At 68.0% G+C, this 21,169-nt stretch carries 18 protein-coding genes and 1 tRNA gene; 11 read left to right on the plus strand and 8 right to left on the minus strand.

What is annotated here, in order from left to right:
• Position 1: 1 nt before the first annotated feature.
• Positions 2 to 829 (minus strand): 2OG-Fe dioxygenase family protein, encoded by an 828-nt coding sequence (locus tag ACIHAO_RS07880; RefSeq protein ID WP_396555595.1) that lies wholly within the window; start codon positions 827 to 829, stop codon positions 2 to 4.
• A gap of 850 nt (positions 830 to 1,679) precedes the next feature.
• Positions 1,680 to 1,752, minus strand: a tRNA-Ala gene (locus tag ACIHAO_RS07885).
• A gap of 269 nt (positions 1,753 to 2,021) precedes the next feature.
• Here ACIHAO_RS07885 and ACIHAO_RS07890 point away from each other — a divergent pair.
• Both ACIHAO_RS07890 and ACIHAO_RS07895 read left to right on the plus strand, forming a co-directional pair.
• Positions 2,022 to 4,175, plus strand: coding sequence for an RICIN domain-containing protein (locus ACIHAO_RS07890; RefSeq protein ID WP_396555597.1), 2,154 nt, complete (start codon positions 2,022 to 2,024; stop codon positions 4,173 to 4,175).
• A 101-nt stretch (positions 4,176 to 4,276) separates the two neighbouring features.
• Positions 4,277 to 4,831 (plus strand): HdeD family acid-resistance protein, encoded by a 555-nt coding sequence (locus ACIHAO_RS07895; protein ID WP_396555599.1) that lies wholly within the window; start codon positions 4,277 to 4,279, stop codon positions 4,829 to 4,831.
• Here the strand turns inward: ACIHAO_RS07895 and ACIHAO_RS07900 are convergent.
• Positions 4,818 to 5,543, minus strand: coding sequence for a hypothetical protein (locus tag ACIHAO_RS07900; RefSeq protein WP_396555601.1), 726 nt, complete (start codon positions 5,541 to 5,543; stop codon positions 4,818 to 4,820). The genes ACIHAO_RS07895 and ACIHAO_RS07900 overlap by 14 nt on opposite strands.
• 25 nt (positions 5,544 to 5,568) lie before the next feature.
• Here ACIHAO_RS07900 and ACIHAO_RS07905 point away from each other — a divergent pair, with 25 nt between their 5' ends.
• The 7 genes from ACIHAO_RS07905 (at position 5,569) to ACIHAO_RS07935 (ending at position 14,693) form a co-directional block, all read left to right on the plus strand.
• Entirely contained in the window at positions 5,569 to 7,224 is a 1,656-nt protein-coding gene (locus tag ACIHAO_RS07905; RefSeq protein ID WP_396555603.1) for an FAD-dependent oxidoreductase, read from the plus strand.
• Positions 7,221 to 8,642, plus strand: a complete 1,422-nt coding sequence (locus ACIHAO_RS07910; RefSeq protein WP_396555605.1) for an ATP-binding protein — start codon at positions 7,221 to 7,223, stop codon at positions 8,640 to 8,642. The genes ACIHAO_RS07905 and ACIHAO_RS07910 overlap by 4 nt, the downstream gene beginning before the upstream one ends.
• Positions 8,643 to 9,008: 366 nt before the next feature.
• On the plus strand, positions 9,009 to 10,097 hold the full coding sequence (locus tag ACIHAO_RS07915; protein WP_396555607.1) for a hypothetical protein: 1,089 nt from the start codon (positions 9,009 to 9,011) through the stop codon (positions 10,095 to 10,097).
• Complete coding sequence (locus tag ACIHAO_RS07920) at positions 10,097 to 11,251, plus strand: toxic anion resistance protein (RefSeq protein WP_396555609.1); 1,155 nt, start codon at positions 10,097 to 10,099, stop codon at positions 11,249 to 11,251. The genes ACIHAO_RS07915 and ACIHAO_RS07920 overlap by 1 nt, the downstream gene beginning before the upstream one ends.
• Positions 11,248 to 12,873, plus strand: coding sequence for a VWA domain-containing protein (locus tag ACIHAO_RS07925; RefSeq protein WP_396555611.1), 1,626 nt, complete (start codon positions 11,248 to 11,250; stop codon positions 12,871 to 12,873). The genes ACIHAO_RS07920 and ACIHAO_RS07925 overlap by 4 nt, the downstream gene beginning before the upstream one ends.
• Positions 12,870 to 13,466, plus strand: a complete 597-nt coding sequence (locus ACIHAO_RS07930) for a hypothetical protein (RefSeq protein ID WP_396555613.1) — start codon at positions 12,870 to 12,872, stop codon at positions 13,464 to 13,466. The genes ACIHAO_RS07925 and ACIHAO_RS07930 overlap by 4 nt, the downstream gene beginning before the upstream one ends.
• A 132-nt stretch (positions 13,467 to 13,598) precedes the next feature.
• Positions 13,599 to 14,693 (plus strand): peptidase inhibitor family I36 protein, encoded by a 1,095-nt coding sequence (locus ACIHAO_RS07935; RefSeq protein ID WP_396555615.1) that lies wholly within the window; start codon positions 13,599 to 13,601, stop codon positions 14,691 to 14,693.
• A 26-nt stretch (positions 14,694 to 14,719) separates the two neighbouring features.
• Here the strand turns inward: ACIHAO_RS07935 and ACIHAO_RS07940 are convergent, their stop codons facing one another.
• Entirely contained in the window at positions 14,720 to 15,514 is a 795-nt protein-coding gene (locus ACIHAO_RS07940; RefSeq protein WP_396555617.1) for an LmeA family phospholipid-binding protein, read from the minus strand.
• A 45-nt stretch (positions 15,515 to 15,559) separates the two neighbouring features.
• On the minus strand, positions 15,560 to 15,814 hold the full coding sequence (locus tag ACIHAO_RS07945) for a hypothetical protein (protein WP_396556044.1): 255 nt from the start codon (positions 15,812 to 15,814) through the stop codon (positions 15,560 to 15,562).
• Positions 15,815 to 15,989: 175 nt separating this feature from the next.
• Here ACIHAO_RS07945 and ACIHAO_RS07950 point away from each other — a divergent pair, with 175 nt between their 5' ends.
• A complete protein-coding gene (locus tag ACIHAO_RS07950) occupies positions 15,990 to 16,694 on the plus strand; it encodes a class I SAM-dependent methyltransferase (RefSeq protein WP_396555619.1) in 705 nt (234 codons plus the stop codon).
• A gap of 38 nt (positions 16,695 to 16,732) precedes the next feature.
• Here the strand turns inward: ACIHAO_RS07950 and ACIHAO_RS07955 are convergent, their stop codons facing one another.
• Both ACIHAO_RS07955 and ACIHAO_RS07960 read right to left on the minus strand, forming a co-directional pair.
• On the minus strand, positions 16,733 to 17,323 hold the full coding sequence (locus ACIHAO_RS07955; RefSeq protein WP_396555621.1) for a hypothetical protein: 591 nt from the start codon (positions 17,321 to 17,323) through the stop codon (positions 16,733 to 16,735).
• 7 nt (positions 17,324 to 17,330) lie between these two features.
• Positions 17,331 to 18,797, minus strand: coding sequence for a M20/M25/M40 family metallo-hydrolase (locus tag ACIHAO_RS07960; RefSeq protein ID WP_396555623.1), 1,467 nt, complete (start codon positions 18,795 to 18,797; stop codon positions 17,331 to 17,333).
• An 85-nt stretch (positions 18,798 to 18,882) separates the two neighbouring features.
• Here ACIHAO_RS07960 and ACIHAO_RS07965 point away from each other — a divergent pair, with 85 nt between their 5' ends.
• Complete coding sequence (locus ACIHAO_RS07965; RefSeq protein WP_396555625.1) at positions 18,883 to 20,046, plus strand: HEAT repeat domain-containing protein; 1,164 nt, start codon at positions 18,883 to 18,885, stop codon at positions 20,044 to 20,046.
• 9 nt (positions 20,047 to 20,055) lie between these two features.
• Here the strand turns inward: ACIHAO_RS07965 and ACIHAO_RS07970 are convergent, their stop codons facing one another.
• On the minus strand, positions 20,056 to 21,096 hold the full coding sequence (locus ACIHAO_RS07970; RefSeq protein WP_396556046.1) for a DUF222 domain-containing protein: 1,041 nt from the start codon (positions 21,094 to 21,096) through the stop codon (positions 20,056 to 20,058).
• Positions 21,097 to 21,169: the final 73 nt, after the last annotated feature.

A 21,169-nucleotide genomic window follows, 5' to 3' on the forward strand; every position in this document is an offset into this window, starting at 1 on the left:
GTCAGATGTGCTGACGCATCACCGTGAAGTCGACAAGCACGACCGCCCGCTGTCCGGCCTCTTCCGATGAACCCTTCCTGATGGGCGCGACGTAGTGGCTGACCTTCTCGTCGGTGATACCGTACGACTCCAGCGGCCGGGTGAGTTCGAATTCGGCCATGATCAGGTCCGGCGAGATCTCGCTCGGAATCATGTGCCTGCAACGCGGCGGTGCGATCACATTGTGCCCACCGATGGCGTTGCGCCGGTACATCAAGTGAGCGAAGACGAACGGCTCACCGTCCTGATGCAGTTCGTTGGGCGAGGAGATCGCCTCGCGCTCTTCGTCGTCGATGGACAGCTTGATCAGGTGCACGCCGACGTGCAACGGCCAGGCCCTGTCCGCGGCGCTCCACGTGGTCTGGTCGAAGTCGAAGAGCACGATGTCCTTCAACAACTGATTGTTCAGCGACGACTCGGTCATCGCGGGAAGCGTGCGCACCACCCCCGCGAAATCCGGGTTGAAGTCACCCTGGAAATAGCCGTTGACGCTGTCGCTTTCGGACTGACGCACTTCCGGGATCCACGTGAACGTCCGCGACCACGGCAGCATCACCCCGCGGGCGTACCGCCGATAACGGCCGGCGTCCGTGGCGTAGGGGTCGGCGGGCAGATCCTCGAATTCAGCCAGTAACGCTTGGAACTCCGGGTCGGACTCGGAAACATTCAGTCGCTCGGCCAGATCGTAGCGCTCGTAACCGACGTCGAACAGGCGTGAACGCACGGTGGTGGATTCCACCAAGGCCCCCCAAGGCGTAGTGTTCATCAAAGCGGCGATGCCGTGAATCATGGCCAAGTTACGGCGAGATTTCAGCTGATCACACTTTTTGTTGGCCAGATCACTATCGCGGGGTCAGCGGTGATCCATTCGGGGGACAGGGGTTGAGTTCGAGCTGGATTTGTGTACGGACTGTCGGGCTTCCTTTCTCGTCGGTGTCTCCGGATTTCCGGCGAAATCTTCGGATCGCTTTACCGTCTTGACGGATCTGCCGGTGATGACCCGAACGGCGAGACAGTGCGCCGGCTGTGCCGCGCGCCGTCCGAGGGCGGCGGTCTGTCGGGTGGACGGGGTGTCCGTCGGCCCCATCGTTCATTGGGTATTGGGCCCGTGTCCTGTCCTGTGAGTATCGCCGGTCGCGCTGGCTTGCGGAAAGGGAGCGGGGGGACCTTTGGTGTCGCCTTCCCGGCGGGCGTGTGGATATAGGGACGTTGAGTGCCACACAGCCCTCACTCGCCGTCAGGACCATCGCTGACCGTGTGGATTTCGGTGCGTTGCTCACCGCGCGGGGGAGCAAGGGCCTTTGGCCATGACGTCGATGACGGCACAGATCCGAAGGGAGAAGGAGGCGAGCGGAAATCAACCGGCGCGCCGCGACACCGCGACCTGCGGAAGCGACTGATCGGTCGCGCTCACGGTGGTGCGTGTGCTGCCGATTGTTGGTCGGCCGGATGCGACACGGCCGCCTGGGCTACCGCGCCGCAGTGGCGGGAAAGCAGGGGTGCCCTGTGGCAGCTGAGACGCTTCCCGTCTTTCTGCACCGCGAGCCCTCGGCTGAGGTTCCTGAATCGATCCGTCGTCAAACGAGAAAACCCTCCCTGACCTGCGGAAGTTCCGCTGAATCGGGAGGGTTTTCGTACTGTGGAGCTAAGGGGACTCGAACCCCTGACCCCCTCACTGCCAGTGAGGTGCGCTACCAGCTGCGCCATAGCCCCGGAGCGGGTTGTTCTCCGCATCTCGTGTGTCCATACATTACACCGCCCGCCGAGGCCGTTCACGCGGGGGTCACTCTGTGCTGCCTCGAACCGCTGGATGGGCACCGACCTGCATCTTTGCGCCTTATTTTTAGACGTGTATTGACTCCGCGTGTGACCGCCGTTACGTTTTCGTCCATCGTGACGCCGAGGTCCCCGCCCGCTACGCCGCGTCTCCACTGGGCTCCCGCCTCAGCTCGTCCCGCCCGAATGACGCGGAGGAGGTCCTGATGAGGGCCAGAGCAGCCCTGATAGCCCTGTTTTCCCTGGTCGGAGCACTGATCGTGGTGGCTCCGGCGGCGCAGGCGGCCATCGTTCCCGATACCTGGTACACGGTGACGACCACCGGCGGGAAATGCGTGGACGCGCGTGCCGCCGGATCGGCGAACGGGACGGTCGTCCAGCAGTACGCCTGCAATCAGACCTTCTCCCAGCAGTGGCAGTTCCAGCCCACGTCGGGCGGCTACTACCGGGTCAACACGCGCAACGACCCGTCGCGGGTGTGGGACGTCGCCGACGTGTCGACGGCCGACGGCGAGCTGATCCATCTGTGGGCCTACGGCGGCGGGAACAACCAGCAGTGGCAGCCGGTCGAGGAATCCGGTGGGGTGTATCACTTCGTGAGCCGCAACAGCGGCAAGTGCCTGGACATCCCGGGCCTGTCTACCCAGGACGGCACCCAGCTCCAGCAGTACGCCTGCAACGGCACCGGCGCCCAGTCCTTCCGGCTCACCCCGGTCACCGGCACCGCGAACCCCGACCTCGGGCCGAACGTGCTCGTCTTCGACCCCGGTATGTCGCAGTCGGCGATCCAGTCCCAGGTCGACAGCGTGTTCTCGCGGCAGGAGACGAGTCAGTTCGGCTCGGACCGGACGGCGCTGCTGTTCAAGCCGGGCTCGTACAACGTCGACGTCAACGTCGGGTTCTACACGCAGGTGCTCGGGCTCGGACTTTCTCCCGACAACGTGACGATCAACGGCGCGGTGCACGCGGAGGCCGACTGGTTCCAGGGCAACGCGACGCAGAACTTCTGGCGTGGCGCGGAAAACCTGTCCGTGAACCCGGCAGGCGGCACGGATCGCTGGGCGGTTTCGCAGGCCGCGCCCTACCGCCGCATGCATGTCCGCGGTGACCTGCAGCTCGACGACGGCGGCTGGTCCAGCGGCGGCTGGATGTCCGACGTGAAGGTCGACGGTCAGGTCCGGTCCGGTTCGCAGCAGCAGTGGATCTCGCGCAACTCGCAGTTCGGGAGCTGGAGTGGCTCCAACTGGAACATGGTCTTCGCCGGCGTCGACGGCGCGCCGCCGACCGGTTTCCCCAATCCGCCGTACACCGCGGTGAACACGACGCCGGTCGTGCGGGAGAAGCCGTTCCTGTACGTCGACAGCGCGGGCGCGTATCAGGTCTTCGTGCCTGCCAAGCGCACCAACGCTTCCGGTATCACCTGGGGCGCCGGCCAGCCGGGGTCGTCGCTGCCGATCAACCGGTTCTTCATCGCGAAGCCCGGCACGACGGCGTCGCAGCTCAACGCCGCCCTCGCCGCGGGCAAGGACCTCCTGATCACGCCGGGTGTCTATCACCTCGCCGAGACGCTCCGCGTCACCCGGCCGGACACCGTGGTGCTCGGCCTCGGCCTGGCGACACTGATCCCGGACAACGGCATCACCGCGATGACGGTGGCCGACGTCGACGGCGTCAAGGTCGCCGGCGTGCTGATCGACGCGGGCACCACGAACTCGAACACGCTCATGGAGGTCGGCCCGGCGAACTCCGCGCAGGATCACGCGGCCAACCCGACCTCGCTGCACGACGTGTTCTTCCGCGTCGGCGGGGCGGGCGTCGGCAAGGCCACGAACAGCCTGGTGGTCAACAGCGACGACGTCATCGGTGACCATCTGTGGATCTGGCGTGCCGACCACGGCGGCGGGGTCGGGTGGGGCACCAACACCGCCGACACCGGGCTGATCGTCAACGGTGACGACGCCACGATGTACGGCCTGTTCGTCGAGCACTATCAGAAGTACCAGACGATCTGGACCGGCGAGCGCGGCCGGACGTACTTCTATCAGAACGAAATGCCTTACGACCCACCGAATCAGGCCGCCTGGATGAACGGTTCGACGCGGGGTTACGCGGCCTACAAGGTGGCGGACTCGGTGACGGCTCACGAGGCGTACGGGCTCGGCAGCTACTGCTACTTCAACGTGAATCCGAGCGTGGTGGCCGATCGCGCGATCGAAGCGCCGAACAACCCGAACGTCCGGTTCCGCAGCATGGTCGCCGTCTCCCTCGGCGGGAACGGGACCATCGCGCGGGTCGTCAACGACCGCGGCGGACCGGCGAATTCGGGATCGACGGTGGCCAATCTGGTCGCTTATCCCTGATACCCCGGTGCGCGCCGGGATGGCGGTCGCGGCGCGCACCGGCCTCCCCCGAACGAGTGGCGTGCCGCGCGCGAGCCTTCCGGCGCTCCGATACTCGGGCAATGCCTCTCGCCGGTCTCACCGTCGTCGAACCCCGCCTGGCCTGGCCGCTCGCCGCCCTGCGCGGCGGGTTCGCCATCCTGTTCGGCATCCTCGCGTTGATCTGGCCGGGAGCCACGGTCCTCGCCCTCGCGATCATCTACGGCATCTACGCGATCATCGACGGCGTCGGTGGCCTGATGCAGGCCTTCCGGCCGGGTGACGCCGCTCATCGCGCCGCCTACGGGGTCCTGGGCGCCCTCGGGATCATCGCCGGTGTCCTGGTCCTGATCTGGCCGGGGATCACGGTGCTCGTGCTGGCGCTGCTGGTCGGCTTCTGGGCGATCTTCACCGGCATCGTCGAGATCGTCGCGGCGATCCGGCTGCGCAAGCAGATCGAGGGCGAGGCGTTCCTCATCGCCGCGGGCGCGCTTTCGCTGATCGCGGGCATCGTGATCGTGTTCAACCCGATCGCCGGTGCCTATGGGATCGCGCTCCTGGTCGGGATCTACGCCCTGCTGTACGGCGTGATGCTGCTGGTCCTGGCCTTCCGTCTGCGCAAGCTCACGCGGGCCTGAACGCCGGTCGCAACTGGACCCGCGCACCGGCGCGGCGCAGGTTCGACAGGCTCGGCGACCCTTCCACCGCGGTCGCGACGGCGAAGCGGCGGCCTTCGCGGGCGGCCGCGGTCAGGCCGTGGAGAAGCAGCCGCGCCTGTGCTCCTTTGCCGCGATGAGCCCGTGGCGTGGCGGATCCACCGAGGAGAACACCCGGTCCGTGCGTACTCAGTGCCGCGGCGGAGATCGGCACACCGTCCTCGAAGAGCAGCGATCGCCGAAGCCGCGGATCGGCGTGCTCGGCGGCGATGAACGACGTCACCGCGTCGCCGCTTTCGTACCCGTCGAGCAGGATGCGCAGGAAGACGTCGATGTCGGGTGCGTCGTCGACGTCCGCGTCCTCGGCCGCGAGTCCGGCGAGCGGAAGGATCGCGATCGGACGGACACCGGCAGGCACGAGACCGGTGCCGTGGGGGAGACCCGGCGGCAGCACCAGCGTCGGCGGGTCGCCGTCCCAGCACGACGCCCCGGCGAGCCGGACGGCCCGCGCCAGGTTGTCCTCGGTGACCCCGGAGATCGTGCGCAGGAACCGCAGCTCCGGCGCCGTGGCCATGACCACGAGCAGCCCGTCCTCGCGCCACGCGGAGAAGGTGCCGGGCAGACCGGCCGCGGTGGCCGCCTCGCCCGCGACGACGGCACGGGCGTGGATCACTTCTTCGGCTTCGGTCAGCATGGGCCCAACGTAATAGGCTGATCCGGTGAGCCAGCCGATCCTCTTGACCGTCGACGACGATCCCGCCGTGTCCCGTTCGGTCGCCCGCGACCTGCGCAGAAGGTACGGGAAGGACTATCGGATCATCCGGGCCGATTCCGGTGCCGACGCCCTCGAAGCGCTGCGCGAGCTCAAGCTGCGCGGCGACGCCGTGGCCGCGATCCTGGCCGACTACCGGATGCCGCAGATGGACGGAATCGTCTTCCTCGAAAAGGCGATGGACCTGTTCCCGCACGCCCGGCGCGCGCTGCTGACCGCCTACGCCGACACCGACGCCGCGATCCAGGCGATCAACGTCGTCGACGTCGACCATTACCTCCTCAAGCCGTGGGATCCGCCGGAGGAGAAGCTCTATCCGGTCATCGACGCGCTGGTGGAGACCTGGCGCGCGGTGGGGGAGCGGCCGGTCGACGAGATCAAGCTCATCGGCCACCGGTACTCGTCGCCGTCGTTCCACCTGCGCGATTTCCTGGCGCGCAACGCCGTGCCGTACCGCTGGTACTCGGTGGACGACGACGAGGGCCGCCGGATCCTCGACGCGGCGGAGGCGGCACCGCAGGACATCCCGGTGCTGGTCACGCCGGACGGCACGGTGCTGCGTCAGCCGTCCGGGCCCGAACTCGCCGACGCCGTCGGCCTGTCCACCCGGCCCGCGCAGGAGTTCTACGACCTGATCGTGATCGGCGGCGGGCCTGCCGGGCTCGGGGCGGCCGTGTACGGCGCGTCGGAGGGGCTGCGCACCGTCATCGTCGAGCGCAAGGCGACCGGCGGGCAGGCGGGCACGAGCTCCCGCATCGAGAACTATCTCGGTTTCCCGGACGGCGTTTCCGGCGCGCAGCTGACCGACCGTGCGCGACGTCAGGCGCTCAAGTTCGGCGCCGAGGTGCTCACCGCCCGAGACGTCGTCGGCCTCGAAGCGCGTGGTTCGGCGCGCGTGGTGATGTTCGGCGACGGGACCGAGATCGCCGCGCATTCCGTGGTGCTGGCCAGCGGCGTCACCTATCGGGCGTTGGAGGCTCCCGGGATCGCCGAACTCGCCGGCCGCGGCGTGTACTACGGCTCCGCCGCCACCGAAGCGCCCGAGTGCAAGGGCGAGCACGTCTACATCGTCGGCGGCGCGAACTCGGCGGGCCAGGCGGCGGTGTTCTTCTCCAAACACGCCGCCGACGTCACCATCCTCGTCCGCGGCCAGTCACTCGAAGCGTCGATGTCGCACTACCTGATCGAGCAGATCGCCGGGATCGAGAACATCCACGTCCGCACCCGGACCACCGTCGTCGAGGCGCACGGCGACGATCACCTCGAACGGCTGACGTTGCGCGAGAACGGTTCCACCACCGAGACCGTGCCCACCGGTCACCTCTTCATCTTCATCGGCGCGGCGCCGCGCACCGACTGGCTCGGCACCGAGATCCAGCGTGACGACCACGGCTTCGTGCGCACCGGCCCCGATCTGCTCACCGACGGCGGCCCACCGCCGGGCTGGCCGCTGGACCGCGACCCGCACTACCTGGAGGCGTCCATCCCAGGCGTGTTCGTGGCGGGCGACGTGCGGGCGGCGTCGGTGAAGCGCGTCGCGTCGGCCGTGGGCGAAGGCGCCATGGCGGTCACCCTCGTCCACCGTTATCTGGAGGAGCAATGAGCGTTCTGCCAAGGGAGGAACTGCGCGGGCTCTTCCTCTTCGAGCACCTCAGCGACGAACAGCTGGACTGGATCGACGAGCACGCCAAGCTGGAGCAGTACAGCGGCGGCACCACGGTCATGCGCGAGGGCGAACCCGCCACCTGCTTCTACCTCCTGCTGTCGGGCGCGTTGCGGATGACACGGCTCGTCGGCGGCACCGAGGTCGAGACGATCCGATCCGATCAGCGCGGCGCCTACTGCGGCGCGACGCAGTTCTTCGTGCACCAGGAGACCGAACACACCTACGGCGCTTCGGTGCACGCGGTCAGCGATCTCACCTTCCTGACCTTGCCCGCGGCCGAGTTCGCCACCGAGTTCCGCCGCTGGTTCCCGATGGCGACACATCTGCTGGAAGGGATGTACCTCGGCTGGCGCAACAGCGACACCGTGATCGGTTCGCGGCGGCGGCTGCTGGCGCTCGGCGAGCTTTCCGCCGGATTGACCCACGAACTCAACAACCCGGCCGCGGCGGCCGTCCGCGCGACGGCGTCGCTGCGGGAGCGGGTCGCCGGGATGCGGCACAAACTCGCGATGCTGGCGAAGAAGAACGTCGACCCGGCGCTGCTGGAGCAGCTGCTCGAGATCCAGGAACAGCTGGTCAAACAGGTCGCCGCGGCGCCGAAGCTGTCGGCGATGCAGCAGGCCGACCGCGAGGACGAGATCGGCGACTGGTTCGACGGCCACGGCATCGACCAGGGCTGGGATCTCGCCGACATCTACGTCCGCGCCGGGCTGACCGTGCCCGACCTCGATCGCCTGCTGGACTCGGTGGGCGAGACCTTCCTCGACGGCGCCGTCCGCTGGCTGGCATACGCGCTCGAGACCGAGATGCTGATGGGCGAGATTGAGGATTCGACCACCCGCATCTCGGTGCTGGTCGGCAAGGCCAAGCAGTACTCCCAGATGGACCGCGCGCCACACCAGTGGATCGACGTCCACGAAGGACTCGACTCGACCCTCGTCATGCTCGCCGGCAAGATCGGGCCGGGAATCCGGGTCGTGAAGGAGTACGACCACGCGGTGCCGAGGATCCCGGCGTACGCCGGCGAGCTGAACCAGGTGTGGACGAACATCATCGACAACGCGCTCGGCGCCATGGGATCCGAGGGCACGCTGACCCTGCGGACGTCCCGGGTGGACGATCACGTGCACGTCGAGATCGGCGACACCGGACCCGGAATCCCGGCGGAGGTGCGGCAGCGGATCTTCGAACCGTTCTTCACCACGAAGCCGGTGGGACAGGGGACCGGGCTCGGCCTGGACATCTCCTGGCGCATCGTCGTCGAACGGCATCAGGGCGACCTCCGGGTCGATTCGGCGCCGGGTGACACGCGCTTCACCGTGTGCCTGCCGGTCTCGGAGCAGTCCGTGATCTGACGGGGCCGGGCCTGGGTCACCGTGGTCGTGAGTGGCGATTCGGGTTCTAACGAGGCTTCTCTTAGGTACCTACTACGTGACCTGCGGCGCTTGTTGCGTGATGCCAGGTTTGAGGTACATGAAGGACCCCTTCCTGTACCTAGGCGCAAGGAAGGGGGCCTTCATGTACTGGGGAAAGGTGCGAAGGTCGAGTTTCCTCGGCTGAGCCGAGGGACCACCTGCGCTGGTTTTCCTTCTACCCCAACGGTTCGCCAGGAACTGACGACTTCTTTCGTTCATCGATCGTTCATTTCGAAATGGCTCACCCGCGCGTCAAAAGAGTCGAACGGGCTGAAAGATCGAGCTGGTGAACGAGGGGGTGGGCCGATGAAACGTCGTCTGTCGATCGGCCTGGCAGTGGTGCTGCTGCTGGCCGTGGTCGCCGTGATCGTCTGGGGCCGCGGCGGTGACGAGAACACCGCGCGGGGGACCGATCTGACCACGGTGCGCGGCGTCATCGGATCGGAGAAGCTGGCCTTCTTCTCCGACAAGCGGGTGGCGGAAGCGTTCGCCCGGCACGGGCTGAAGGTCGAGGCCGACACCGCCGGTTCGCGGCAGATCGCGAGTATGGACCTCGGGAAGTACGAGTTCGCGTTCCCGTCCTCGTCGCCGGCCGCGCAGCGGATCCAGCGCGACCACAAGGTGACCGGCGTGCACACGCCGTTCCAGTCGCCGATGGCGGTCGCGACCTTCGAGCCGATCGTGAACCTCCTGAGCGCCAACGGGATCGTGCGCAAGGGCGCCGGGGACTACCAGGTGCTCGACATCGCGAAGTACCTCGAACTCGCGCAGCGGGGCACGCGCTGGGACCAGCTTCCCGGCAACACCGCCTTCCCGGCCCGCAAGAACGTGCTGGTCACGACCACGGACCCGCGCGAATCGAACTCGGCGGCGATGTACCTGTCGATCGTTTCCTTCGTCGCCAACGGCAACAACGTGGTCAGCACGCCGGAAGCCGAGGCGAAGGTGCTGCCCGGCGTGTCGAAGCTGTTCATCGACCAGGGCTACACGCAGAACAGCACCGAAGGACCGTTCGAGGACTACCTCGCCGCGGGGATGGGCAAGACGCCGCTGGCGCTGATCTACGAATCGCAGTTCGTCGACCGGCTGGTCCGCGCGGACGGCTCGATCCGGCCGGACATGCGCCTGCTCTACATGGCGCCGACGGTGTACTCCAAGCACACGCTGGTCCCGTTGAAGCCGAACGGCGATCAGGTGGGCAGGCTGCTGGCGACCGATCCGGAACTGGGGAGACTCGCCGCCACCTTCGGCTTCCGCACCGGGGACCCGCGCTTGTTCGCCGACGTCGTCGCCGCGGCCAAGGCGCCGGTGCCGTCGGATCTGGTGGACGCCGTCGAGCCGCCATCGTTCGAAACGCTGGAGCGGCTGCTCGACGCCGTGAAGAAGCAGTACTGATGGACGATTTCACGCTCACTCCACCCGAACCGGTGGAGGCGATCCCGGCCGAGCGGGCCGCGGGCCTGGTCACGCTCGCGCCGGAGGTCCACGCCGAGGTCGCGAAGCGCGCCGAGAGTTTCGCCCGGCGTCTCGAAGCGCTCGACGTCCGGTCCCCGGAGTTCACCCGCGTGCTGGACGAACTGCTCGCGGTCGGCGAGTCCGACATGCGGGCGGCGGCGACCGTCGCGGGTGCGCTGCTGGACCGCTCGTCGCGGGCACTGGCGGAAATCGGGTCACCGCAGCAGCAGGCGACGGTCAGCCTCGCCGGGCTCCGGCGGGCCGTGGCGGAGATCGACCCGGCGAAACTGCCGATCACCGGCCGCAAACTGATGGGGCTGATCCCGGTCGCCGGCAGCGCGAAGAAGGCGCTCGACCGCTACCGCGCGGCCAACGAGCCGGTGAACGCGCTGGTACTGGACCTGCGTGCGCGGCAGGACGTCCTGCGACGGGACAACGCCGCGCTCAAGGGCGAACGCGAGCGGTTGTGGGCGACGCTCGGCAAACTGTCGGAAGCGGCCGCGTTCGCCGAGGCCGTCGACGCCGCCGTCGAACGTCAAGCCGGGATCTTCGACTTCACCGATCCCGCGCGGGCCAAGTCGCTGCGGGCCGACGCCCTGCATCCGATCCGGCAGCGGCATCAGGATCTGCTGACCCAGCTCGCGGTGAGCGCGCAGGGCTATCTGGCGCTGGATCTGGTGCGGCGCAACAACGACGAGCTGATCCGGGGGATCGAGCGGGCGGTGTCGACCACGGTCGCTGCGCTGCGGGTCGCGCTGCTGGTGAGCGGCGCGCTCGCCGGGCAGCGCGACGTCCTCGACGAGGTCCAGGCCGTGCAGGCCACCACCGACGGGCTGATCCGGGCCAACGCCGAGATGCTGGAACTGCGCAGTGCCGAGATCCAGCGGGCGGGCAGTGATCCGGCGGTGGCGGTGGCGACGATCCGCGAGTCGTTCGAGCGGATCTACCGGAGCATCGACGCGATCGACGAGTTCAAGGCGGGGGCCGTCTCGACGATGGCGGCGACCGTGGAGGCGCTGTCCGGCGAGATCCGGCGAGCCGAAGACCATCTGCGCCGCTCTCACGAGACGGCGACGGCCGAGGGGACATCGTGAAACGCTGGACGGTCTTGGCGGTCAGCGCGGTTTGCGCGCTGTCACTGGTTTCCTGCGATTCGAGCGAAGGTGAGACGCGTGGCCTGGGGGAGGCCGAACCGGGCACCTTGAGGGTGCTCGCGGGCAGTGAGCTGGCCGATATGCAGCCGCTGTTGGAACAGGAGGCGGCGGCGACCGGGGTCAAGGTGAAGTTCCAGTTCACCGGGACGCTGGAAGGCACCGAAACGCTCGCGAACGGGAAGGCGGACGGGCAGTACGACGCCGTCTGGTTCTCCTCGAACCGGTACCCCGCGGCGGTTCCGGAGGCCGCGAAACGGCTGGGTGAGCAGGTGAAGATCATGAGTTCGCCGGTGGTGCTCGGCCTGTCCGCGTCGGCGGCGCAACGGCTCGGCTGGACCGGACGGCCGGTGGGCTGGGGCGAGATCGCCGAGCAGGCCGGGAAGAAGGCCTTCACCTACGGCATGACCGATCCGTCGGCGTCGAACTCCGGCTTCTCCGCACTCGTCGGGGTCGCGTCGGCGCTCGCGGGCGCGGGCAACGCCATCGATGCGCAACAGATCACCGCCGTCACCCCGAAACTGACCGAGTTCTTCAGCGCGCAGGCGATGTCGGCGGGTTCGTCGGGCTGGCTTTCCGAGGCATACCAACGGCGGGCGAGCGGTCAGGATCCCGGGAAGAAGGTCGACGGGCTGATCAACTACGAGTCCGTCCTGCTGTCGATGAACGCGACCGGGAAGCTGCCCGAACCGCTGACGCTGGTGTACCCCTCCGACGGCGTCGTCACCGCCAATTACCCGCTGACCCTGCTGCAGAGCGCGAATCCCGACGCGCGGGACGCGCACCGCAAGCTGGCCGAACGGCTGCGCACGCCGGACACGCAGCGCAAGATCATGGAGACCACACAGCGCCGCCCCGTCGTGCCCGGTGTCGAGCTCGGGCAGCAGTTCGCGCGGAAGGACCTCGTCGAGCTGCCGTTCCCCGCGACGCAGCAAGCGGTCGACGCGTTGCTGGGCGCCTACTTCGACAAGATCCGGCGTCCGTCGCGCACGCTGTACGTGCTCGACACCTCCGGTTCCATGGCGGGGGACCGGATCGAGTCGCTGCGCACCGCGCTGATCGGGCTGACCGGTGCCGACGGTTCGCTGACCGGGCGGTACCGCCGGTTCCGCAGCCGCGAAGAGGTCACGATGCTGCCGTTCGACACCGTGCCGGGCAGCCCGGAGACGTTCGTCGTCCCGGAAGGCGATCCCCAGCCCACGTTGGACAAGATCAAGCGCTTCGCCGAGGGCCTCGACGCGAACGGCGGGACGGCGATCTACGACAGCCTTCAGCGCGCGCACGACATCATGGGCCCTTTGGTCGCGCGCGACCCCGACCGGTTCACCTCGATCGTGCTGATGACCGACGGGGAGAACGCGAGCGGTTCCACCTTCGAGGACTTCCAGCGGAAGTTCCCGTCGCTGCCGGAGGCGGTGCGGCAGATCCCGGTGTTCACCGTGATCTTCGGGGAAGGCGACTCGGCCGAACTCGGCGAGGTCGCGAAACGCACCGGTGGCAACGTGTTCGACGCGCGCGGCGACGTCCTGCCCAAGGTGTTCCAGGAAATCCGCGGGTACCAGTGATCCGGTACCTCGGCTCCACGAAGAACCTCGCCGGTTGTGTCGGCGGGCTGATCGGGCTCGCGTTGTACCTGACCGGCGTCGTCGGCGCGCTGTGGCCGGTGGTGGTCGCCGGGCTGTACGCGGTGTTCGCCCTGCTCGCGCCGCCGGAACGGGTCCGGCTGGTCTCGGTGGCCGCCGAGACCGAGGCCGGTCGGCTGCGCGCGGACCTCGGCTCGCTGGTGGACAAGGTGACCGCGCGGGCACAACGGATGCCGGAGTCCTCTGTGGACGGTGTCCGGCGGATCGCCGAAGTGCTCGAAGACCTGCTTTCGCGACCGGAGCGATGGGCGGCCAACCCGGACGTGCAGCACGCCGTCACCCGGCTGGCACGGACGGATCTGCCGCTTTCCGTGGAGACCTACCTCAACCTGCCGTGGTGGTTCGCCGCCAAACGGCGCGCGAGCGGCGAGCCCAGTGCGGCCGAGGAACTCCTGGCGCAACTGGAGCTGCTGGAAACCGAAGCGCATCGCATCGCGGAACGGTTCTACGCGGGCGACGTCCACCAGCAGGCCGATCACACGCGATATCTCCGCGAGCGCGGCGAATCGGCCTAGCGTCCCGATCATCGGCAAGCGAAAAAAGTCTGCCGGTCGTTCTGCATGTGCGAGCCCGTTTTCCCGTGGTGGACTGCGTATCGGCCGATCCGGTCGTGGTCGGTCTCCGTCTTCCTGAGAGGGAGTTCAAACGTGCGCAAGTACAGACGTTGGGCGGCCACCGCGGCCGCGGTGGTGGTGTGCCTCGCCGGCGGTACCCCGGCGAACGCCGAACAGCGTGACGATCACTGCGTCGCCGACACGGCGACCGGAGTGGTCCGGTGCTTCGACAGCCTCGGCGAATCGCTCGCCGCGGCGTCGGCAGGCGAGGTCGGCGCCTCCGCGACGGTGATCAGTGTGCTGTACGAACACGCGAACTTCGGCGGTGCGAGCGTCGCCGTCACCGGGTCGCCGTGTGTCGAGGCGACCAACCAGACCGTCGGTTTCCTCGGGAACTGGAACGACAAGATCTCCTCGTTCCAGACCTTCCACAACTGCTACATCACGATGTACGAGCACGCCGAATACCAGGGCGAACGCCAGGAGTGGTACGCCAACGACAGCGGCAACTACGGGTCGAACATGAACGACCGCGGCAGTTCGGTGGTGTACTCGCGCGGGCCGTCCCGTGCCGAACTGCTCAAGGACTGCGGCCGCGCCACCAAGACCTGCAACGCCCACGTCGACCAGCGCGGCCAGGACTTCTACGGCGACTGGGGCCGGGTGGACACGGTGTACAACTGCAGCGCCAACAAGATCACCCAGGTGATCGGCAAACGTGACACCCGCAGCGGCAAGAACACGGTGTCGAACGAGATCAGTGTGAGCGCGGGCTTCCAGTTCCTCGTCGACTGGTCGGTCGCGTACAAGCGCACGTGGGGCCAGGAATGGGGCTGGGAAACCAGCGAGAGCGTCGAGACGCGGATCGAGGTCAACCCCGGCTACTGGGCGGGTCTGGACCGGTCACCGGTGATGCGGGTGGCCAGCGGCTCGTACGACATGTGGTACGACAAACGCAAATGGGGCCACCATCAGTGGTACGTCTGGAACTTCAGCGGTGAAGGACCGGCGCCCGGTGTCGTGGGCCAGACCAGGACGGTCGGCAAGAAGATGACCTCGGACGAGAAGAAGAGGGTGTGCGGAAAGTCGGCCGGTCTCGTGCGGTCGTCCGCCTCGCCGCGGCCGGAAAGCGCGGCCGCGCCTGCCGCGCCCGCGGTGCGCGTCGCGCAGGGATCGCTGCACAGCTAGAGGAGGTGGTCCGGCTCGGCGGCCCGTCAGCGGCCGCCGAGCCTCGGCAGGGTCAGCGTGGTGACCGCCGTCGTCACCCAGCCCAGCAGGTCGCCGAGCGGGATGGTGGACAGCTTTTCCGGCCACTCGTCCGCCAGCGCGTGCAGGACGAGGTGACCGTCGTGCGCCTCGACCGCGGTCAGCCGGATCCCTCGCGGGAGTTCCGGCAGGGGCAGCACGATCGGCTTGAGGCGGGACGGCGGGCCGAACCGGCGGCGTCCGATGTGGACGGACATCGGCCGGAGAACGACGGCGCCACTTTCCACAGTGGACTCCAGGGCAAGATGGCCCCAGCGGGGCCGCTTTTCCCAGCGGACGTGGAAATGACCGTCGTCGCCGGGGGTCACGATGATGCCCGGCCGCGCCTCGGCCACCCGCGCCTGCAGTACTTCGGGCGAAACCCGGATCGCCATCCGCACCTGTTCGGGGATGGCGGCCGGGGACGGCAGCGAGCGGAGACGGACGTTCGACGCCAGCACGGTGATGCGTTCGAGCGGCGTCTCCGGCCAGTCGACGTCCTCCACGACGATGCGGACGTCGCCGATCCGGCCGGTGGCCGCCAGGCTGAGGCTGTCGGCCTGGTAGTCGAGTCCGGTCAACGTGAGGCCGACGTCATGCCCGTCCACCTTGGTCGTCAGCCGTCGCCCGACCAGCTGTTCGGTGACGGTCTTCAGCACCGCGGCCGGGGTCACGGGCACGTTCGGCAACAGCGCCCGCCCGGCGGCGGCCAGGCCGAACAGCTCGGGAAGCGGGTTCAGGTCGAACCATCTGCCGTCGCTCATCAGACCAGTGTCGCCGAACGGGACGCCGATCGCCGCCGCAGGGGGTCAGCGGGCCGCGAAACGGGCGATGACACCCGCCAGGATCACCCAGAACGCCGCGGCCAGGCCGTAGTCGAGAATGACCGCGAGATTCGGGTCACTCACCGGGAAAAGGCCCGGCCAGAACAACGCCAGCGGTTTGGCCAGCGCCTGGATGAAGATGAAGAAACCGTTGCCCGCGTTGGCTCCTGCGAGCACCATCACCATGTACAGCAGCTCGATGAAAGCGAACACCGCTCCGACGCCGGTGATGACCCGCACGGCGGTGTTGCTCCTACTGGTGGTTCGCCATCTGGACATATCGGAAAAGTTCCCGGATTCCGCCGGGGCAAACGCTTCAGTGGCCAGATTGCGCCGATCGGCCGTACCTCGCGTACTGCCCGCAGGTGCGTTGTGACGGAGCGCTCACCAAGCGATATCGATTATCATTGTCAATATGACTGCCGATGACTGGAATGACGGCTGGGAACGCCTGATGGCGAGATACCAGCCAGGGCGCGCGCAAGCGATCGAGCGAATGATCGAGCTGGTCGCGACGCGGTGCGAAGGTCCCGCGCCGCGCGTGCTGGACGTGGGAGGCGGCACGGGCACCCTCTGCTCCCGCCTGCTCGAACGCGTGCCCGGGGCGGAGGTCACCCTGGTCGATCTCGACCCGGTGATGCTGACGATCGCCGGCTCGTCCCTGTCGCCGTCGGTGCGGGTGGTCCGGGCCGATCTGCGAGAACCGGGCTGGACAGACCTGCTGCCGCATACCGGTTACGACGCCGTTCTCGCGGTCATGGCGTTGCACTACCTGCCGCCCGGCCGGTTGACCGAGCTGTACGCCGAACTCGGCGGGCTCGTGCGGGCGGGCGGATTCGTGGCCAACGTGGACGACATGCCCGATGGGGAGGCGGTGGCGTCCACGGTCGAGGACGGCGAAGACCTCTGGGGCGCTTGGTGGAGCCAGGTCGCGGCGGACCCGGTGCTCGGCCCGGCGGTGGCCGAAAGGACCCGACTGTTCGGAGAGTCACCTTCGGCCGAATGGCATCCTCCTGCCGCGTGGCACCTGCGGGCGCTGGGGGCCGGGCCGGTCGACGAGGCGGCCGTGACGTGGCGGAACGGTGCCCAGGCCGCCGTGGTGGCGTTCAGAGTCCGGTGAACGGTGCTGTGCTCTCAGCACCGTCAGGCGCCGCGCGGTCAGTCGTCCAAGGGAGCGCCGCGCCACTGCCAGCCGGCGCGCGAGGGACGTCCGGGGAGGTCCACCCGGTCCGTCGCCCACAGCAACGCCGTCCAGGGATCGACGTCGGCGGCGTCCACCTCCGGGAACATCCGCGCGAGCACTCGCGAACAGACGTCACGTGTGGGGTCGAGGGTGACGTCGAGGCCCCTGGCCATGTCCTCGCCGTGGACCAGGACCTCGACACAGCCCATTCCGGCGAAACCCTCGAGGTCGGCGCGTCCGCTCGGGTGATACGCGCGGACCTCCGGGTCCGCCGTGCGGAGCGTGGCGCCGAGGATGCCGCCGCCGACCGTGACGAACTCCAGTAGCTCCGACGGCGTCGCGGCCTGGTCGGCGACGGCTTCGAAACAGACGAAACGCGGTGTGGACGGCCGGGCGATCACCAGTCCCGCGTAGGAGATGAGGCAGTCGCCGAGATGCTCGGCCGTGCGCCAGGCGTTCAGTTCGCCGGTGCCCGGCGCCGACGGCCAGTCACGGCCCGACGCCTGACGCAGTCCGCTGACCACACTCGCCAGTGCCGCGTCGAGGTCGTCGGCCGTGATCGTCATCGTGGCATCAGCTCAAAGGTGTCGGAAACGCGACCGGACCACGGCGGCCGTTCTTCCCGGCCGCGCGCACACCGAAGAACACGTTGTCCTTCGACAGATCCACTTTAACCTCGGTCGTGTCGCCGACCTTGATCACGTGTGTCCAGTCGGGCGCCGTCGTCTCCCGCCACACGACCTCGTAACCGGCGAGATCCGGGTCCGTTCCCCGCCGCCACACCAGATCCGTGTCGTTCGTCAGCCGGTTCGTCCGGATCCGGACGTCTTCGGGGGTGCCCGGGGCGGTCGCCAGCGACCACATCGTCGCGGCGTTGACCCGCGCGACCCTGGCGATGAACGGGAAGTCGCAGAACTCCGGCAGATCGCCGAACCGCCGGCCGTTCTCCAACCGGACGTCCTGGTGCTGGTGCGCGTAATCCTCGTGCGGTTCGGTGAACCGCGCGGCCGGATAGCCCTGCTCCAGGAACGGGATATGGTCGCCGCCCCGCAGGTAGCGGTCGCGCCGGTGGATCACCCGCACGGCCATGCCGGTCGCGTCGTTCTCCGCGACCGAGCGCACGAACCGGGCCAGCTGACGGGACGGCGAGTCGTTTTCGCCACCGACCGCGCGCCGGATGTCCGCCTGCGCCGGGGTTTCCGACGTCGGCACACCTTCGGCGAACAACCGGATCGTGCGCGGGTCCCTCGTGCCGTCGTCCGCCCGGCTCGAGCCGACGATGTCGTTGGTGAACATCGCCTGCACGTTCGTGCCCGCCGATTTGTACAGCGTGGCCATATGCCGAGCGCCGAACAGGCCCTGTTCCTCACCCGCGACCGCCGCGAACACGATGGTCGCGGCCGGACGGCGAGTGGCGAACACCCGGGCGAGCTCCATCGCGACGGCCACCCCGGAAGCGTCGTCGTCGGCGCCCGGCGCATCCTTCGTCGCGTCGAGCGGATCGGAACACCGCGAGTCGTAGTGGCCCGACACGACATAGACCCGCTCGGGAGTGGTGGAGCCGCGCAAGGTGGCGACGACGTTGGTGATCGTGGTGGCGACAGGGATCCTGGGCGGAGCGGGCTGTTGGAGATACGACTGCGCCTCGACCTTCATCCGGCCGCCCGACCGTTCCGCGGACTTCTCCAGTTCCGCGAAGATCCAGTCGCGGGCGGCGCCGATGCCGCGGACGGGATCGGTTTGCGAAGACAACGTATGCCGCGTCCCGAAAGCCGCGAGCCTGCGTACGGTGGCTTCGATCCGGTGTTCGTCGATCTCCCGCAGGATGGTCCGGAGTTCGGCGTCGGGGCGTTGCGGGGTGAGACGTTCGCCGGGGCCTCGTTCGTCGAATTCTTCGGCGGCCGGGACCTCGGCGCTGGCAGTTGAAGACAGAGCGGTTGATGACAGAGCCGTTGAAGACAGAGCCGTCGAAGACAGGGCGGCCGCCGACAGCGCGGCCGACGTGGACAGGAAAACTCGTCTGGACCTTTCCTCAGCCATTCCCCGTTCCTACGCGCCTTGTGTTCGGGCGTCTACCCGCGAAAAGGATGAGCGCGGCGGACGGGGGATGAGGGAGAATCACCGGGTGATCTTCGGAAGAAAGAAGTCCGTGGCCGAGGCACTCCAGGAAACGGTGGAGAGCCGGGGGCGCCGTGTGAGCGTGCTCGTCGATGCGCTCGTCCTCGTCGACAAGGCCGGCACAGCCGCTGAAATCGCGACGGCCTTCGAGATGATCACTGAGACACCGGCGCTCATCGCGACTCTCGACGAGTACTGGCGGTACGAGCGGGCGCTGGACGCGGTCGCCCTGACACTCAGGGCTGGTAAGGCAGGAGTGCTGACGACCGCGATCGCGGCTTCGCACCGCGACGGCCGGGTCCGGGAGCTGGCGGTCACGAGACTGCTGGCGAAACCGTGCCCGGAGACACTTCCGTTCCTGCTGTTGCGCATGACGGACTGGGCATCCCCGGTCCGCGACGTCGCCCGCGCGGGCGTCATCCGGCTGCTGCACGATGATCCGGCGACCTACCTGCGGCCGGCCGCCGAAACGATGCTTCACCTGGGGCGCCGTCGCCGCGGCGGCTTCGGCGTTCGCCAGCTGTACGCGGCCGCTTACGACGTCCCGGTGGCGGTGCTCGAGCAGTTGATGTGCTCGGCGAACCTCGCGGTGCCGCGGTTCGCGTTCGAAGTCCGCACCCGGCGGGGCGACTTCAAACTCGACGAGCTGATCCGGCTCTCTCTGACGAATTCCGACAAGGGCATCCGCGCACGAGCCGGTGAGGCCGTCGCACGCCAGGCCGTCTGGACCGGTCGCGTGGACGTCCTGCGCAAGCTGGCCGCCTGTCGTCACGGCGAGGTACGGATCAGCGCACTGACCGGACTCGCGCGCCTCGGCCACTGGGAGGAAATCGCCGGTCTGCTGGACGACCGTTCCACGCTGATCCGAGCGCTCGCACGGGATGCCGCCCGGCGTACGGGCGTCGACGCCGTCGTTTGGTACCGGTCCGCTGTTTCCGGTGCGAACCCTTCCTTGGGGGCCATCGCGGGACTTGCGGAGTCGGGGCGGGAAGAGGACGGACAGCTGCTGTATCCGTTGCTGAAACACCCCGTGGCCAGGGTGCGAGCTCAAGCCGTTGGGGCACTGCGGATTCTGGATGCTGTTCCGGTCGATTCAGTGAGGTCGATGGTCGAGGATCCTTCGCGACGAGTGGTCAGGGCGGCTTTGAAGGCGTTGCGGACACTGGCCTGAGTTCGTTGCTCAGACCTCCTGAGGTTCGTCGTCCTCGGGACCTGTGCGTGGTTCGTGGAGCGGCTCTGGCGCCGTCTCGTAGGTATGGCCGCTCGGCGTGGTGATGATCATGCCGCCGTCGCCGGTGGGCACGGCCGACCAACCGGGTTCTTCCCGAAGCAGGTTGTGGCTTTTGCAGTGAATGTGGCAGTTGTACCGGTTGGTCTTGCCGTCGCGGGCCCAAGGGATGATGTGATCGATCTCGGAGAATTCGGCAGGCCGGTGACAGCCCGGTTGCGTGCACTCGCGATCCCGCGCCTTGATCAACCGTGCCAAGGAGGCCGGTGACCGGTGTTTGTCGGCGCCGGCTTCGAGCAGTTGGCCTGTGGCGGAGTCGGTGATCAGCCGCGACCAGGTCGAGCCTGGGTCGGAGGCGATCTCGCGGACCAGCCAATCGGGGATGGGCCCGTACCCGGCGAGCGTCGCGGGGTCGTCGCGTGCGCCGACGAGTGTCAGGAAATCGACATAGACATGGATGTGCGCACGCGGCTTGCCGTGTCCGTCCTCGGCCAGCAGGCGTTCGGCGAAAATGTCGGCGCGATGCTGGTCGAGGGTCCGGGATTTGTCTCTGTTCCGCCGTTCTCGCGCGGCTCGGCTCATCGAGGCGTAGATGGAACTGGCGACTTCCGTGGGAAGATGGCCGGCGAGTGTGGACATGGTCTCGTCGTTGTGTTCCAACGAGATACGCCGCAACGCACGTTTCTTGGCGGCTCGTTCGCGATAGCCCTCGGGATCGAATTTCTGCACGGCGTGACTCACCGAGCCCCGGATCGCACCGGGATCACGATCGGCGAGCCGGTTGGTCAGCCAGGCGTCGACCTGTGCCGCGACCTCGTCCGACACTTCCCTGGTTAGTTGCATGACCTTGGAAGCCTTGTACAGGTCGATATCGCCACGCTCCAACGCCGCCAGCGTGTTCGGCAGGCGAGCGACGAGGGCGCAGGAGGTCTCGACGAGCAGGAACGCGTGATTGCGGGTGACCGAGAAGCGCAAGGCGACCTCCTCGGTCACAGATCTTCGTGATCCGCCGCGAACGGCGAAATCGGCTAACGCTCGTACCTGACGTCCCTGTGTCCGGCGAAGC

This window comes from Amycolatopsis sp. NPDC052450 (genome assembly GCF_044547565.1).
Classification (GTDB): domain Bacteria; phylum Actinomycetota; class Actinomycetes; order Mycobacteriales; family Pseudonocardiaceae; genus Amycolatopsis.